A 16641-nucleotide genomic window follows, 5' to 3' on the forward strand; every position below is an offset into this window, starting at 1 on the left:
TGCATAGCCAATGGAATTGCTATTACAACAGCTAAAAAGAATTTTCCACCATCGCTCTTTTTGGATATTTGCAACTCTTAGTTGTTTAGCAACATTGCATCTCTATTTTGTTTGGCGCACCTCAGATAAAATCCCCTCATTGATTGATGCTTTAGGATGGCTTAGTATTGGTTTCCTTCTATGGAAACGTAAATATAGTCTTAAGTTTCGCGGAAGTATTGCCGCATCAGTTATTGGTCTAGTTTTAATTTTATGGATGGTACTTCGACATATATTAGGTCAATATTATCTGTCGAAAATTGATGTATTATACGGCTGCTTTCCTGTCATTACTTGTATTGGGCTTTTACTGATAACTTCAGGATTTAGAAGGTTAATCACCTATAAGAATGAACTTCTCATTGCAGCCCTAATTTCATTACCCTATGCTTCTCTATATCATCTCTTGAAACCAGTTATCAACCTTGATGCCCAACTACTAAATTTCATGCTGCATTATCTAGGATTTCAAACTACTAGACAGGGAGCAGTTGTATCTTTGGCGAATGGGTCAGTCGAAGTCATGGCGAGTTGTTCTAGTGTTGGTCCTATATTAACCATGCTGCCATTTCTTGTCGTTTTACTAAGTATTTATCCTACGAGTAAAGCACAAACAATTTTCATTTATATAAGTTCGATCACTTCAATTGTTTTAATCAACTGTATTCGACTATCTTTACTTGCAATCCTTTTAAATAGAGGTGATATTGATAGCTTTAATTATTGGCATACAGGCGGAGGTGCAGGTATTTTTTCAAATATAATTGTTTTTCTAATTGGTGGCATATCTTATAAAGTGTTAAACAATTCCTATGAATCAAAAATAGAAATTTTAGCTGTAAAAAACAAAGTATAAAATCCATCATAAGTATATAAACTTTATGACTCAAACATATTTAAGTCAAACATATGAGAATAAAAAATTAAGGCTTATATCTCTAAAAAAAATCAAAATATTTTGTTTGATGACTGTTTTTACTGCAAGCAGTATCGCTATCAGTATTTCACTATTGCTTCCCTTAACTAAAAACAAATCAAAATTCCAATTTCCTAATCAAGTATCACTGAATGAATGGCAGTTGAATTCTAGCAATAATCTACAACAAGCTTTACAAAATGGTGCACTCTCCGCTAAACAATACTCATACAGTTCATCGACACAATCTGATTTAAAAGTTGATGCACTATATATTAATGGAGTTATATCAATACCTAAATCTTTAGAAATCATAGGATTAAAATATCCTAGTAACAAATTAAGAATTGGTTATTTAGAAGAAGTAGGATATTATGCTTTATTCTTTGAGCAAGAAAGGCTTTATTTATCATCATGTATTAACTCACGTGGATTCACAACTGTGACTGAAGAGCAATTTATTTACCATCGTCCTCTTGACTTGAATTTTCGTCACATCAGTGCTTATTTGATGGGGACTCGTGATTTATTTAATAGCCACTGCTTATTCACAACCTTATCAATTCCACTGGACAAAAATAATATGGTCAATCCCCAGACAATTTATATGAGTAAAAATGCTCAAACCTTAGAAAAAGTATGGATTGCTTGGCATCAAAACTGGAAAAATAATTTCCCCATCAACTAGATTAAATTTATCCAATAAAAAATTTAGTTCGCTCAAATAAAGCTAGAGGTATATATGCAGGATATTCAAGTCCCAGCTATGGGAAGACAAACATTTAGTACTTTAAGAGGTATTGGCTATTTTCTACTGGCTTTATTCTTTTTAGATTTCTTCACGATTATAATTCCTGCAAAGTTTACAGATGCAGTTTGGGAGCTAAATACTTATGGTCAAATTGTTGAAAGAGTTCCTCTTTTACTTTTATCTTTTCCCCTAGTATTTTTTGGGGAATATAGCGCACGTCTAAAATGGGAACAGCTTGCCACCAAAATTATTTCTTGGCTAGCATTAATAATGGCAATATTTTTCTTGCTGGGTGTTCCCTTAGATATTGTCAACTCTTTTCGTGTCCAAAACCTTCGTAAAGGTGAGGTCATCGCTAAAGTTGCTCAACAAAATAGTCCGCTACAGGCGATCGCAGAACGTTTAGAGAAAGCTAAAACTGATAGTGAAGTTAAGGATGTTTTGAAATTGATTACGCCTCAACAGCAAGCCCTAGTAGCACGTATTCCCAAACCTCAGGAAGTCAAGAAAAAATTGCTCACTGAGATTACAACATCTATTAATCAAACTCAATCTCAATCAGAAGAAGTAAAAAGACGCATTAGTAATGCGCTATGGAAAGACTCTATTAAATGGGCGATCGCAGCAACTCTATCTGGTCTATTTCTTGTCTATCTTTGGATGCAATCTAAATGGGCAAGGGTAGGTATTAACTATTAATTAATATGCAAAAGGAGGATGATTTTCACTCTTCTTTTGCATTCACTCTGTTGGAAGTTTGCAGTATTATAGATAAATTTTTGAAATCATGGCGAAGCCGCACTTTCAAAAATTTATCTATTTTTTAATTCATTGCAACATGCTTATAGCCCAGTAAATTAAAAAACAAAAGACCAGAAGAGAGTTGCGGCGCAAAGCAAGCAACTCTCTTCTGGTCTTTTGTTATGTCCTATAGCAATGTAAGAGATAGCTAGGGCAAATCAAAAAACAAATAAGTGAAGGCGGCACATGTGCCGCCTTCACTTATTTGTTTTTTATGTTCTAAGCAAGCGTTACATTGCTATAACGTAACTGGCTACTGCTTGATATATATATTTATTGAGATTTTTGTTTACGGCTGATTGCTTTTTTACCCAATAATGCTCCAGCCACTCCAATTCCGATAAAGGCAGTAGGTACAGGTACAGGTTTTGGATCTGTTGGATCTATAACGGCGATCGCGCTATCTGTGTCTGCCCTAAAACGGAGTAAGCTATTATTAGCCAAGCCACTAGACCAATTAATAGTTAGCGCTGCATAGAGATCTCCTAAAGCGGGTTGACCAACAAGATTAACAATATTGCTGTAATTAAAAGAACTAGGAGCTACTCCACCAACTACGCTAAATTCCCAACCATCAGCAGAGCCGGGAGTCACCTCAATAACTGCGATGCGATCAAAAACAGTAGAACCTGTAATTGCGTTAATGAATAAAGAAGAAACTGATTTTGTAGAATTATTACTAAATAACCAAGGAGAACTAAATGTGTTACCTGATTGAGATAGAGTCCAACCATCAGATGAAGCAGAACCAGAGATACCTGAAGTTGACCATACAGCCGAGCTAGTTGTGTTGTCAGTAAAAGTTACTTTTACTTCCATTCCAGCAGATTGTCCGCCATTAGTTGAAAAGCCTGTTAGATCAGATATAGTAGCTGCCTGAACATTACTACTAATTCCGAAAACAGATGAAACCATAATCAATGCAGTAGTAATTGACAGTTTATGCATAGCTTTTTATTTCCCTGTATCCTAGGTTTGAGATGCAATAGATATGATTCGTACTCATGAAATAAATGTTTTATAAAAGTTCCTTTAATTTACATAAATACATACAGTTTTAGAATTTACGACAAAAGTTTCTTTTATGTCATTTAGTACAACGTAGTGATTTTTAACTAAAGTACAAAGGTTTGTTTCTCCTTCTTCACTGAAGTGCTTCACTAGCTCCTAAAACTCTATATCGCTTATCCTAGAAGATGTGGAGCTTTATGAAAAAGCTGTTAAATCTGAAATTTATTAGATACTAGATTATGAAAAAGAGATTTTTAATTATCTCTACCTTTATTACGAATTTAGCAATTTTTGTCTTACCTATACAGGCGCAATATTCAGGATTAGGTAAAGATAGCCTCGATCCTGCAATTCTGAAACGCTATGCGCCAACGGCACTATCGCCTAGTGTCACCCGACCGATTGAGTCCATTCTCGATGTGCGATCGCCAGGGTTAGGGATGGTGACACCCGATGGCAAGCGGATGTTTTTTACTTGGGGAATTACAGGGACAGTACAGGTGTGGCGGCTTGATGGCGTACAAAAATTTCCTGTGCAAGTGACGGGAGGACAGGATGCCACGACGATCGCAGGGATGACTCCTGACGGTAAATACCTGATCCTATCTCGCGATCGCCAAGGCGAGGAAAACCCCGGACTATATTTGCAATCGACCAATGGCGGAGAGTTAGAAGTCATTCAGCACCTAGCAGGTGTGCGTACCTCACTGCAATATATTGGCAATGACTCCCGCACAATCTATTTCAGTGCCAATGATGTTAAGCCCGACTCCAATACAATTTATCGCTACGATTTGCAAACCAAAAAGAAAGTGCCAATCTCTGGCGGCGATGGGATTTGGTGGATTGCCGATGTGTATGTGAATCCGAAAACAGGCGATCGCGAAAAGTTTCTCTTTGCCAAGGCAACGGGTAGCCAATCGCAGGAATATTACGAATACGATGTCAAAACGAGAACCACTACCCCTCTCATTGGTCAAAACGAGAAGGAAGAATATGGCATTCAATATGGCGTAAACGCTGGCGAATATTTGGTGCTAACTCCCAAATTTAGTGAGTTTCGTCGTCTTTATAGTTATAAAAATAAGCAATTTACGCCCATTACCCCAGAGCTAAAGGCGGATGTTGCTAGCTTTGATATCGATGATCAACGCCAACGCATTCTCTACTCGATTAATGATGGCGGTTACACAAGGGTTAAGGCGATCGCTACCAATAACTATGAGGCGATCGATCTGCCTGAATTTGCGAATGCGGATCATATCTATACAGGCAACACTACCCGTAATGGTCGCTTCACCACCATTGGTGTAGAAACTGCTAAAGCCCCGAGACTTAGCTATGTATACGATTGGCAGACTAAAAAACTCACGCAATGGGTCTTGCCTAGCACCCCCGAAATCGACACCAGTAAATTTACGGCTGCTAAGCTAGAAACCTACACAACGCGAGATGGGACAAAAATCCCCATGTTTGTCTATCGATCGCCCCAATGTGAAAATACTCCCCAAAATCCTCTGGAAAAGCCTTGCCCTGTAATTGTGCATTTTCATGGGGGACCAGAGGGACAAAGTATCGCAGGTTTTAATCGCTATGCCCAGTTATTTGTGAATGCAGGCTTTGTATTTGCTGAGCCGAATGTGCGCGGTAGTGAGGGCTATGGCAAAACTTGGCTCAATGCTGATAATGGACGCGATCGCCTTAAGGTAATCACCGACATCGAAGACGCATCAATCTATATCCGCAAAAACTGGCAAGCTAACGGAATAACTCCCAAAATCGGTATTGTCGGTGGTAGCTATGGCGGCTATTCGGCACTAATCGGGATGTCAAAATTTGCGGGTAGTTATGATGCAGGTGTGTCTATTGTCGGCATTAGCAATTTACTCACATTTTTAAATAACACTGCTCCCTATCGCCGCATTTTACGAATTAGTGAATATGGCGATCCTGTTAAGGATCGGGATGCTTTAATTGAACTATCTCCTGTGACCTATAGCGATCGCATCAAAGCCCCATTACTAATCATTCAAGGCGCAAACGATCCGCGTGTTCCCGTAGGTGAAGCGATTCAAATTCAACAAATCCTCGAACAGAAAAAAATCCCCTCGCAACTAGTCATCTTCCCCGATGAAGGTCATGGCTCCAGCAAGCGCAGTAATCAAGTCTTAGAAATTGGCTATACCCTAGACTTCTTTAAAAAGCATTTGCAGTAAAATCCGTAAAAAAAGAGAGTTCCTATTAGGAACTCTCTTTTTTTAAATTTGATTAAAAATTAAGCGTTAACTTTGCCGTAGAATACGCCGCGAATGATTACTTCCTTAGGCTCAACACCACCGAGGTCATTGTCAGAGGTTTGCTCGGTCTCGAAAGTACCAGCGATTTCGCCAGTATCAGCATTCAACTTAGCAATTTGCAAGGATAGAGTACCCTTAGAGGTCGAGTCATCCTTAACGCTGCGGTTATCGAAAGAGTTACGCTTTGCAGGTAAAGCTTCAGCAGCGTCATAACCGATCGCTAGACCACGACCCTTAGGATCGATAAAGCCAGAACCACGATAGGTAGGAACATCGGTTGAACCAACAAAGTCAACGGATGTAGTCAGACCATTTACACCGGGGTTTGTGGTTGCCTTATAACCCTTGATGGTGAACAAAATCGCTACCAATTCACCACCGGGCATTTTGACAGTGATCGGTTGATAATCTAGCCCATCGGTTTCTACTAGGCTCAAGCTACCATCGCTATTACCAGTAACAGTTGCCTTTACGAAGTCAAGACTAGAAGTAGAGCGAGTCATTAACTTACTAGCTACGAACTCAGGCTTTTTGCGCTTGTTGTTCGATTCTTCTTTGACATAGAAGGAGGTTGGCTCTAAGCAAAGGTCGGTAATTTCGACAGACTGACCTGCACCAACGGGAATAAAGTTACGACCACCGCGAGAAGCACCCAAAATGTCACCACATTTGTTTGCTAAACCAGTATTTACAATTTGGTCATAGGTCAAACCAGGGGGGACAGCAGCAAAAGTAGTGCTAGCAAATACACCACTAGCTACTAACATGCATAAACTGATACACAATGTAAAAATTGCTTTCGTAAAACTACGAAATTTCATAAATAACCTCTTTTTAATTTAACGGGTAACATTTTAGACTTCGGATATGCAGCGTTTTATACCGCATATTCTAGAATCTGTTAAAAAATACGATCTAAGTTTGGGATTTTAAATTGAGATCGTTAAGGAGTTGTTGGTGCTTTAGACTAGCCATAGAGGTTAGCTAACTAAAGACTTAATTTGTAAAATTCCAATCACCATATTATCGCGCACGAGGGTACTTAGCTTGGCACAAACAGAAATCCAATCACAGAACCAATCACAACAGGGGCAAACTGCTGATTTGTCTGAGCTGGAAGCGCTCAGCGATCGCATTTGGCAAATTTCTCAAGCTCAACAAGGCAATGCCGAGAGTCTTTTACAAATTTTGCGGATCTTAGAATCACTTCATAAACGGATTCGGGATGATTTATTTCAACCTGCATTACCAATTAGTCGGCATGAGCTATTTAATCTCTTACGCGACATTGAGACTAATGGTGGCTGGCCACATATTTATCGGATGAAAATTAATGAAATCTGTCGATATCTAGAACAGCCTGAAGAATCTGACTCCTAAAGAAAAAGAGGCGCATTGCGCCTCTTTTTCTTTGTGTTGCTAGACTCTACGGTATTGCTGATAAGCAGCGAAAAATAGTCCACCAAGGGTAATGAAAATAAGACCGAGGCAAATGCCCGACAAAATTGGTTCTACCATAAAGATTTATTAAACTCACTAACTTCAATAGTTTACTTCAGTGACTCTCATTCTGAAAACCTTTTAAAAAGTAAAGTTCCTCACCTAGGTGAGGAACTTTACTTTTGCTACTGTCCTTGCACTCGCTGAAGTGTTTCCGACAGACTAGCAGGCGCAGATGTTGATTTGGGTGGTTCAGGGGTGGGTGTTGGCTGAGGTGTAGGTGATGGTTGGGGAGTAATATCACTATTTAGCGAATTTGAGGCAGGCAGTACTGAAAATAGCTGCTCGATACTGTCATACAACTTTTGCGCCACCTTATCATTAGCTGCCTCAGTGAGGTGAATGGGATCACTAAAGGCTTGTTGGTTATTCGACTGAAATAGCTGATAGAAACTAACGAATTTGGTATTAGGAAATTTACTACTGAGAGCTTTTTCCGCAACATTATAGGCATTAGTTACGCGATCGCTATAGTCATTCCCCAAGGATTTGATGATGCCCTCTTCTTCTTTAGTCAAAGCCTTTTGTTTACCTGTAATCTCTGGCTGAAGCACGATCAGCGTAGGAATATCACCAGCTAATTTGATCATTTGCTGCGTATTGTAAACATAGCGATCAATCCTTTTTTGTAGCTCTTTGGGATCTTTGCTAAATTGTTCTGCACCAAAAATTTGATAATCGGAACTAAATGTCGCGATATCAGCAGGAACTACCCACTTTTGCCATGCCTTGACTAAATACAGCGAATTTAACCAGTTATTAAATTGTTGGCTTTGATGTTGGCGATATTGTGCAACAGGATCGCGCAACATTTGATCAACGTTACCAATCTCATGGGCAGGTTGATTGCTAGGCGATCGCAAGTCTTCATAGCCATCGAGAATAATTAAGGCATTGGGACTATAAGCACTAACCTTATGAGCAAGTAAAGCCAGCTCATTACCAGAGGTATACCCGGGGACTGCTGCCGCAATTACCCGATAGCTACCATCACGAATGCGTGGAGGTAAGGCGCGCATTGCCTCGATTTGATCGGCAAAATAGGGAGTTTCCTTCGGCTTAAATTTTTCAGGACTGCTATTTTGAGCACGGACGCGATCGTTGAGCAATTTCTCTACTTTAAACGCTAGAGCCTTTTGGTTTTTATCCGCCATGTTGCTAAAAGCAGTAGACCCGCCAACTAAAAATACGCGGATCTCACCAGCAGGTTTCTCAATCGGTACGGAAGAATCTTGACGGAACCCTTGATCATTAATTTGCCAATAATCACTACTTTGGCTAGGAATTAATTCATATCCCAATAGCGGGCTACGGCGCACTTGGAGACGACCTGAATCTGGTAATCCGGGATAGCTATTGCCATTGGCATCCTGTAACTTGAAAGCGTAGGATTGGGCGATCGAGACTGTCTTGTTCGGAGCAAGTTGATTCGTACTACCTGTAGCCAAAAGTGCTCCTCGCGCAATCAGTTCTGCCAAAATTAATAGCAATGGCAAACCAATAAAAATAAGGAGCAAGGTATTTCGCAACCAAGATGATTTGCGCTTGGTATGCCAAGAGGGGGTATATCGGGTTCTACTACGCATGACGAGGCTACTGGTGTGCAGCTTTTTAGCTTATAACAATTTCTACCAAAAATAAGAGGGGGCGCTTTGTGCCCCCTCTTATTTTACTTAAGTTGAATTAATTCAATTTTGTAACCATCGGGATCTTCGACGAAGGCAATCTCAGTTGTGCCATGTTTCATCGGTCCAGGTTCGCGGGTGATTTTGCCACCTTTTTCACGAATTGCGTCACAGGCTGTATAGATATTTTCCATGCCTAGTGCAATATGACCATAGCCAGTACCAATTTCATAGGCATCGGTATCCCAGTTATGGGTTAACTCGATGACGGCATTGCTCGATTCATCGCCATAGCCCACAAAGGCAAGGGTAAAGCGTCCATCTGGATAATCTTTGCGACGCAATTCCTTCATGCCAAGGACATTCGTATAAAAATCTAGCGATCGCTCTAAGTTACCAACCCGAACCATTGTATGTAAGACGCGCATTTGCATTTCCTCTAAGTTTTGTATTTCAAAGAAGTTTACAGAAGCGTATCCCCTCAGGGGGTACGCTTCTGTAAACTATTTATTGATCATAATCCTCATCATCGAGACTCTTGGGGTCAACCAACCAGTCAGAGTTTTGTCCGCCGATAATAACCTCTTCGATCGCTACATATTCTTTATCAAACTGACGCAAAGCATTAACTAGGGTATCGATCGCGATCGCATCGGCAGTTCCTAAGTCAACCCAACACCTTGCCCAGTCGTTTTCGTACTCTAGGTCAGTCATGTTATGCATCACTGACATCATCTCGTCGTCGGCAGCTTGGTTGTCATAGTCAAAGTAGCTCACATCGACACCAGATTCCAAAACCTGCATATTGCAAGCATTGAAGCCGCCCAATTTACCAAGTAAAAACCAAGAATTAAATACTTCGTCTAGCAGTTGTTTTTCTTGCTGGGAAGGCGCTTCATTAAATTTTATCCAGATCCATAAGTCAAACCAATCACATTCTCGAAATCTAACTTCCATAACCAACTTGCAGATCTTTCAAAAATCTCGATAAGATACACTAATCAGGTTAATTTTAGTCTATAGCGATTACCAATCGTTCTGGATCTATACCACTTCACAAAAGTGTATGTAACAACAATTTTGTGAAGTGAAAAACAAACCCAGTAAGAGTTTTCAAGATTGAAAATGGTGTAGCCATTTTTAGTCTTGGTATTAGCTCAGACAAATTGAAGATGGCGAGGCTTACAGTATGATTGCCCAACCCCAAATTAATCGGCAAAGCGAGCAATTAACCGATTTTCCGATTTTGTCAGCATCTGAATATCTCGAATGGGAATCAGAGCAAGAGCTTAAGTATGAATATGAAAATGGGAAAATCATCGCAATGACGGGAGGAACTGTTCCCCATAGTCAAATTGCCGCCAATTTTGCAGCATTACTGATTCCTCACTTGCGCGGTAAAGGTTGTAAGGTTGCCATCAGTGATGCCAAAGTGCTGACTAAATCTGGGAAATACTACTATCCAGACTTGGTGGTTACTTGCGATGAACGCGATCGCTTTGCCCATGATTTTTTGCAATATCCCTGTCTGATCGCTGAAGTCCTATCTCCTGCTACCGAAGCACGCGATCGCGGTATCAAGCAGCAAAATTACATGCTTCTCGATACATTAAAAACCTATATCCTGATTACGCCAGAGCGCCCCAGAATCGAAATCTACCAACGACGTGATGATCTAGCTTGGGAATATATATCCATTGCGATCGATAGTATAGATTTTGCGACTAACGATCCACTAATTCACATCGCTAGCCTCGATTTAAAATTTCCCTTATCAATCCTTTATGAAAATATTGATTTCAACGAATAACCCAGAATTGATTCACTGATTAAAATCAATATTTTCATTTAGTCAATATTTAAATTTCTAAGACTACTCAATTCGTCTTGAGGCATTTCTTCTTCAAGTGTTTCATCTGGAATAAATTCGATTGTGATTTCCACCCTTCCTTTTTGCCATTTTGGTTGATCAACCTTCATTAAACGGGCAGGTAAACCTGTACTAAATAGCGTGCCAACTGAACCTTTAACTACGCATTGATAGATGAGAGCTAGTAGATCTTTAGGTAAGCGAATATACTTATTTTCTAAAAAAATAGTGTCACTTCCAGCAGGAAATATTTCAATAACATCATTTTCTTGATCAAGATGTTTAATATTTATCGCCATTTTTCTTTGTTCCCCACGGTTTTGATTATCCTATCACTTACTTAATCTGAATTTGCTTCAGAGTCAGGCTTTTGGATCTGGGGGAGTTGACGGCGGCGACGGCGTAGGAATAGATAAATGGCTAGGGGGATTAACCAATAGGGACAATAGACTAGTAACCAAATTGCTAGTTTTAATAACCCAATACTGACACCTACTAAGGAACTAGTTGCACTATTCCAAGTGTTTTGAATTTGCGTACCAAGATCGGATTGAGGTGGAATTGTAGCGATCGCAGAGGAAAGAGTGACTTGAATTGTGGAATAGGCAACCTGATTTTTTAAATTGGTTAACTGAGCATCAATTTGCTCGATCATTTCCCGTACACGGCTAAGCTCTTGCGTCACCTTGAGGACATCACCGACGGAGCCAGTTTGCTTGAGAATTTCCTGTAACTGCAACTCAGTTTGGCGCAAATTTTTGAGGCGGGCTTGCAAATCGACTAATTGATTGGAGACATCCTCAGCCTTAAGCGATCGCCCCTTGACAATACCTAACTGTGCGATCGTCTCTAATACCGAATCAAGACGTTCTTGGGGAATTCTGACTTTGAGAGACACTGACTGAGCAATGCCATAGCTGCCAGTGCGAAAGTCCTGTAGTTCTAAAATGTCGCCCTGTTGCTGTTTGACCAAATCTGAGACAGCTTTAGTCGTTTCTTCGATTGATTTAACCTGTATCGAGATGTCAGCCGATTTAATCAGTTGCGGACGCGGTATAGCAGCTTTGGCAGGTGTTGCGGAGTCAGCATTGGGAGCTTGTTCAGGCAAGGCGGCGAGATTTGCTGGAGCAGAGGCTTTATTTGATAACGAGGACGCACAACTTGCTAAGGCGATCGCTGTCAGCATACTCAAGACCTTTAGAGATCTATTGGAAGATGGTTGACCTTTCAATGGTGTTACCTCTATGGTTAAGGACTCATGACTCTATCTTAAAGCCAATTACGAATTGCTCTATATTTGCAAAAATGTAGTATCATCCGTCAAAATAATTTGATTTTGAAGATTTTGCGCTATAAGCTATTTAGTGATTTGTAACGATAAATTACGATACAGTGCTAAAGTTAAATTCAAATTAGTCTAAAAGTCTTAGGAACCCTGTGTAAAATTCCTGAGATAGATCGTAAAAGATCGCCAAAGATCATAATTAATAAAGTGTGTTGAGCCCCATCCTTGCTCATGGCTGGGCGATCGCTGAAGCAAATATTCAGTCGTGAGGAGTATTTCCTACCTGTGGCAACAAATCCCATCAATCTAGGACAAAAAACTGATTTGGCACGTAAGCCCAAAGCCAAGAAGAATTTCTTAAGTCACAAGTGGACACTATTTGTAGTGTTGTTTGTAGCGCTGATCTCTGGGGGACTAGGCGCAGGATTAGCATTTGTATTAAGTAGTCGCCCTTTTCAGCAGCGACAGCTATCAGCAGATGAAGCTGCTGTGTTTAACCGTAATGCCGATAGCATGACTTCAGCGATCGCTGGTGTCCCGACCCTAACCCGACCTGTAAATATTTTGGTCTTGGGCACGATCATGCTCACCTCTGATTTACCTGATGCCCAGTCAAAGCCTAAGGGTAAGTATCTCGCTGAGGTCGATAACAACCTCAATGGGATGAGTGATGCGATGTTGCTCATTCGTTTTGACCCAGCTACTCAAAAAGTTGCCGTCCTCTCAATTCCTCGCGACAGTCGTGTCAATATCCAAGGTGTAGGAACCACCAAGATTAACTTTGCCAACTATGCAGGTGGTGCGTCACTGTCCGCCCAAACCGTGAGCCAAGTTTTAGGCGATATCCCCATTGATCGCTATATTCGCTTCAACGTGAACGGATTTGGTAAATTAGTCGATGCCCTTGGCGGTATTGATATCTATGTGCCGAAAAAGCTGAAATATCAAGATGATAGTCAACATCTATATATCAACCTCAATGCAGGTCAGCAGAAATTAAATGGTAGTAAAGCCATTCAATATATGCGCTACCGCCATGATGATTTGGGCGATATTGGTCGGGTACAGCGCCAGCAAGCATTTTTCCGTGCTTTTATCGATCAAAAGCTCAAGCCTGAATCGATTACCAAGTTTTCTGAGATTCTCGGCATTATTAAGGACAATATCGATACGAACCTCTCGGTCGAAGAAGTCCTTGCCCTTGCTAGCTACACCTCAAAAATTGATCGCAAGAGTATCCAGATGCATATGGCTCCTGGCCGCTTTAGCAACCCTGGAGAATTTGACAATCTCAGCTATTGGATTTTGGATAATCGACTGCTTGCCAAGCTAATGTCTCAAAACTTTGGGGTAATGAAGTCTGCTGATGCGAGCACGGATAATAGCTCTCAGTCCTTGAGGGTGGCTATTCAAGATAGTATGTCTCAGCCTGAAGGCACGAAAAAGGCTACCACTCTACTTTCTAAGGCGGGATATGCTCAAGTATTTGCTGCTAGCGATCGCTGGACGAAGCCAATTGCGAAGACTCAGATCATTGCTCAAAATGGCGATCGTGCAAGTGCTGAAAAATTACGCGATGCGCTGGGAATTGGTGAGGTTTTAGTTGAGTCTACAGGTGATATCGAGTCAGACATCACGGTGCGTGTAGGTAAAGACTGGCTACAAGCCAATAACATTCCTCTTAAACCTGTTAAAGCGACATCAAGTAACCAACGCTAAAGAAAAAATGATGAAAATTGCAAAGCAATTTTCATCATTTCCTAGAATCAGAAAAAGGCAAGAATCGCAAAGCGATTCTTGCCTTTTTCTGATTCTAGGAAACTCGCGTTAAATATTCGTGGTTTGGCGAATAAGCTTTGTAAATAGGAAATCTGGCAATAGCTTACGAGCAAGTAATAGCTGCTTAGCCAATGGATCGGCGGGATAGCGCAATTTCCATGAGTTATCAGTACTAGCTGTATAGATCGTTTTTGCCACAACATTAGGAGATGCTCCCGTGGTGCCAATTTGATTAAGTTTAGCCAATACCCGATCGCTAAGATCATCATATTCAGGAAAATCAGGATTACTAGTGCGTTCGGCAGAGCGATCGTAAAAATCGGTTTTAATGGGGCCAGGCTCAATAATTTTGACGCGAATATTAAAAGCTAATAATTCATGCTGCAAGGATTCGGAAAAGCCTTCTACTGCCCACTTTGTCGAGTGATAGAGGCTATAGAGCGGGAAAGCAACACGTCCACCAACCGAAGCGACATTTACAATCACACCGCTTTGGCGATCGCGAAAATGGGGAAGTACAGCGCGAGTAGTTTCCATCAAACCAAAGACATTGGTGTTAAATTGGCGTTGGATTTGTTCAGGGGTCGAGGTTTCAAATGCTCCTAACATACCGTAGCCTGCATTATTCACCAAAACATCGATCACCCCAAATTTTGCAATTGCTTCGGCAACAGCAGCCTTAATGCTGTCGCTATCAGTCACATCGAGCTTGAGGAAAGCTAGGCGATCAAGATTGGTTAAGCTATTCGCTCTACCTGCTTCTTTGCTGATTACTTGCTCAGGCGATCGCATCGTCGCCGCCACATTCCAGCCACGTTTTTGGAAATATAGAGCCGTTGCCCTGCCAATGCCAGAGGAAGCACCAGTGATCAATACAGTTTTAGTCATATTTTTTCCTGATTTTTAGGATGTCACCGCGTGACATCCTAAGTGGTTATACAGTTGCAAATAATTCAGCAATTGGGCGATCGGGTGTATCGGCGTTAACCACAATCTCAACAAGTTTATTCTTGGCATTATCTTCAAATAGAGCATCTACCGTCACTTGGGCTACCTTAGTACGGGGAATACTGCCTTCAAAGAGGGTGTCAGCACCAGATAGGACTAAACCACCTTCTTTTTCGCGGTTGAGTAGTCCCCCCGGGCGGACGATGGTGTAGGTTAAGCCGCTATCTTGCAGATATCTTTCGGCTTGCTTTTTCCAAAACAGTACTAGCCAAAATAAATTTAGGGGATGCAAAAATTTCGAGACGCAAAGGGATGAGACGATCGCAAAATGTTTGATATTTTTTGATTTAGCTGCCTTGACTAAATTCTTTGTACCAATGTAATCGACTAGATATGGCTCAAGGGCATTGAAGCTGGGCTTTGCACCCGTAGCGCATACCAACACATCACAATCCGCGATCGCCTCTGACAAAGTATCCGCGAAAAGCACATTTCCTTGGACTAACTCTACTTCAGATGGCAAAACCTGCTTCGCTAGTTCTAAGTTACGAACCAAAGCTCTGACAGGAATATTACGTTTGATTAATTCGGCGACGATATGTCGTCCTGTTTGTCCTGTGGCTCCAGCTACAAATGCTTTCATATCTGAATTGCTTCTCAACTATTTACCCTAGTATAAGCGGCGCGAAGTCCTGCCTATCCTAATTCAGTGCGCTCATTTCAGGTGAACTACTCTGATATAATCCACAAATAAAAATATATGTTTTTCAAACAAATCCATTAAGAAAAGTTAAGAAACATCAAATGCAACTCACACATCGCCCTCGCCGCCTCCGCCGCAATCCTTCTATTCGTAGCCTTGTTAAAGAGAATCATTTATCCGTAGATGATTTTATCTATCCAATGTTTGTGATGGAAGGAGAGAACAACCGTGTTGAAGTTCCTTCAATGCCCGAAGCCTATCGCTTTACCCTCGATCTATTGGTCAAAGAAGTAGAAGAGAACTATGCGTTAGGAATTAAGGCGATCGCACTTTTTCCTGCGGTTCCTGAAGAGAAAAAGGATCTCACTGGTACGGAAAGTTTTAATCCTGAAGGATTGGCTCAGCGTGCGGTCAGAGCGATTAAGGCAGCTGTTCCCGATGTGATTATCTTTACTGATGTTGCCCTTGATCCTTTCACCACGCACGGACATGATGGCATCATTGATGACAATGGCGTAATTCTCAATGATGAGACCGTTGAAGTATTAGTAAAAATGGCAGTTTCCCAAGCTGCCGCAGGTACAGATTTTGTTTCTCCCTCGGACATGATGGATGGACGCATTGGGGCAATTCGTCAAGGTTTAGATGCTGCTGGTTTTGAGAATGTCGGTATCCTTGCCTATTCCGCTAAATATGCCTCTGCTTACTATGGTCCTTTCCGTGATGCCCTCGGTTCTGCACCTAAGTCTGGTGATAAGAAGACCTATCAAATGGACCCTGCTAATTCCCGTGAAGCGATTAAGGAAGTTTATTTAGATATTGCGGAAGGTGCGGATATCGTGATGGTGAAGCCTGCTTTGGCTTACTTGGATATAATTGCCAAAGTCAAAGATGCTACCAATGTGCCTGTAGCTGCCTATAACGTCAGTGGCGAATACGCGATGATTAAGGCTGCCGCGCAACTAGGTTGGATCGACGAGAAGAAGGTCATGTTTGAAACACTGCTCAGCATGAAGAGAGCAGGAGCCGATCTGATTTTGACCTACCATGCCAAGTCGGTGGCGCAGCTTTTAGCTGCGGGTTATCGTCCTTAAATCTCCAAGGGAGTCAAGGCAA

The 16641-nt window shown here is 41.2% G+C and carries 18 protein-coding genes; 8 read left to right on the forward strand and 10 right to left on the reverse strand.

What is annotated here, in order from left to right; all coding sequences use genetic code 11:
* The first annotated feature begins 10 nt into the window (after positions 1-10).
* From HC246_RS16125 to hpsJ-A, 3 genes are read left to right on the forward strand one after another with little or no spacing between them, the layout of a single operon-like run.
* A complete protein-coding gene (locus HC246_RS16125; RefSeq protein WP_169364273.1) occupies positions 11-895 on the forward strand; it encodes an archaeosortase/exosortase family protein in 885 nt (294 codons plus the stop codon).
* A gap of 25 nt (positions 896-920) precedes the next feature.
* Positions 921-1643 (forward strand): cyanoexosortase A system-associated protein, encoded by a 723-nt coding sequence (locus HC246_RS16130; RefSeq protein ID WP_169364274.1) that lies wholly within the window; start codon positions 921-923, stop codon positions 1641-1643.
* A gap of 54 nt (positions 1644-1697) precedes the next feature.
* Complete coding sequence (gene hpsJ-A / locus HC246_RS16135) at positions 1698-2405, forward strand: HpsJ-like protein, cyanoexosortase A-associated (RefSeq protein WP_169364275.1); 708 nt, start codon at positions 1698-1700, stop codon at positions 2403-2405.
* A 375-nt stretch (positions 2406-2780) separates the two neighbouring features.
* Here hpsJ-A and HC246_RS16140 read toward each other — a convergent pair whose 3' ends face one another.
* Positions 2781-3455, reverse strand: a complete 675-nt coding sequence (locus HC246_RS16140) for a hypothetical protein (RefSeq protein ID WP_169364276.1) — start codon at positions 3453-3455, stop codon at positions 2781-2783.
* Positions 3456-3757: 302 nt separating this feature from the next.
* Between HC246_RS16140 and HC246_RS16145 the strand changes: the two genes are divergently transcribed.
* Positions 3758-5734 (forward strand): S9 family peptidase, encoded by a 1977-nt coding sequence (locus tag HC246_RS16145; protein WP_169364277.1) that lies wholly within the window; start codon positions 3758-3760, stop codon positions 5732-5734.
* 59 nt (positions 5735-5793) lie between these two features.
* Here the strand turns inward: HC246_RS16145 and psbO are convergent, their stop codons facing one another.
* On the reverse strand, positions 5794-6636 hold the full coding sequence (psbO, locus tag HC246_RS16150) for a photosystem II manganese-stabilizing polypeptide (RefSeq protein WP_169364278.1): 843 nt from the start codon (positions 6634-6636) through the stop codon (positions 5794-5796).
* Positions 6637-6862: 226 nt separating this feature from the next.
* On the opposite strand from psbO, the gene HC246_RS16155 reads away from it, so the two are divergent.
* Complete coding sequence (locus HC246_RS16155) at positions 6863-7195, forward strand: hypothetical protein (protein WP_169364279.1); 333 nt, start codon at positions 6863-6865, stop codon at positions 7193-7195.
* 39 nt (positions 7196-7234) lie between these two features.
* Here HC246_RS16155 and petG read toward each other — a convergent pair whose 3' ends face one another.
* From petG to HC246_RS16175, 4 genes are all read right to left on the reverse strand, one after another.
* Positions 7235-7333 carry a cytochrome b6-f complex subunit V gene (gene petG / locus HC246_RS16160; RefSeq protein WP_071590170.1) on the reverse strand — a complete coding sequence of 33 codons (99 nt, stop codon included), beginning with the start codon at positions 7331-7333 and terminating at the stop codon, positions 7235-7237.
* Between the two features lie 107 nt (positions 7334-7440).
* Complete coding sequence (locus tag HC246_RS16165) at positions 7441-8901, reverse strand: SGNH/GDSL hydrolase family protein (RefSeq protein ID WP_169364280.1); 1461 nt, start codon at positions 8899-8901, stop codon at positions 7441-7443.
* Between the two features lie 83 nt (positions 8902-8984).
* The gene (gloA, locus tag HC246_RS16170; protein WP_169364281.1) at positions 8985-9368 is read right to left on the reverse strand and encodes a lactoylglutathione lyase; all 384 of its coding nucleotides are present in this window, start codon (positions 9366-9368) and stop codon (positions 8985-8987) included.
* A gap of 79 nt (positions 9369-9447) precedes the next feature.
* Positions 9448-9897, reverse strand: coding sequence for a DUF3531 family protein (locus tag HC246_RS16175; protein ID WP_169364282.1), 450 nt, complete (start codon positions 9895-9897; stop codon positions 9448-9450).
* 232 nt (positions 9898-10129) lie between these two features.
* Here HC246_RS16175 and HC246_RS16180 point away from each other — a divergent pair, with 232 nt between their 5' ends.
* Entirely contained in the window at positions 10130-10750 is a 621-nt protein-coding gene (locus tag HC246_RS16180) for a Uma2 family endonuclease (RefSeq protein ID WP_169364283.1), read from the forward strand.
* Between the two features lie 38 nt (positions 10751-10788).
* Here the strand turns inward: HC246_RS16180 and HC246_RS16185 are convergent, their stop codons facing one another.
* Together HC246_RS16185 and HC246_RS16190 are read right to left on the reverse strand one after the other, a co-directional pair.
* Positions 10789-11109: a KGK domain-containing protein gene (locus tag HC246_RS16185; RefSeq protein ID WP_169364284.1), complete on the reverse strand. Its 321-nt coding sequence runs from the start codon at positions 11107-11109 to the stop codon at positions 10789-10791.
* A gap of 41 nt (positions 11110-11150) precedes the next feature.
* Entirely contained in the window at positions 11151-12041 is an 891-nt protein-coding gene (locus HC246_RS16190; RefSeq protein ID WP_169364285.1) for a DUF4349 domain-containing protein, read from the reverse strand.
* A 285-nt stretch (positions 12042-12326) separates the two neighbouring features.
* On the opposite strand from HC246_RS16190, the gene HC246_RS16195 reads away from it, so the two are divergent.
* Positions 12327-13814 (forward strand): LCP family protein, encoded by a 1488-nt coding sequence (locus tag HC246_RS16195; RefSeq protein ID WP_169364286.1) that lies wholly within the window; start codon positions 12327-12329, stop codon positions 13812-13814.
* A gap of 108 nt (positions 13815-13922) precedes the next feature.
* On the opposite strand, the gene HC246_RS16200 is transcribed toward HC246_RS16195, so the two are convergent.
* Complete coding sequence (locus tag HC246_RS16200) at positions 13923-14762, reverse strand: SDR family oxidoreductase (RefSeq protein WP_169364287.1); 840 nt, start codon at positions 14760-14762, stop codon at positions 13923-13925.
* Positions 14763-14808: 46 nt separating this feature from the next.
* On the reverse strand, positions 14809-15465 hold the full coding sequence (locus HC246_RS16205; RefSeq protein ID WP_169364288.1) for an SDR family oxidoreductase: 657 nt from the start codon (positions 15463-15465) through the stop codon (positions 14809-14811).
* 161 nt (positions 15466-15626) lie between these two features.
* Between HC246_RS16205 and hemB the strand changes: the two genes are divergently transcribed.
* Positions 15627-16619 carry a porphobilinogen synthase gene (gene hemB, locus HC246_RS16210; protein ID WP_169364289.1) on the forward strand — a complete coding sequence of 331 codons (993 nt, stop codon included), beginning with the start codon at positions 15627-15629 and terminating at the stop codon, positions 16617-16619.
* Positions 16620-16641: the final 22 nt, after the last annotated feature.

Origin of the sequence: Pseudanabaena yagii GIHE-NHR1 (genome assembly GCF_012863495.1) — a bacterium.
In the GTDB taxonomy this organism is placed as follows: Bacteria; Cyanobacteriota; Cyanobacteriia; order Pseudanabaenales; family Pseudanabaenaceae; genus Pseudanabaena; species Pseudanabaena yagii.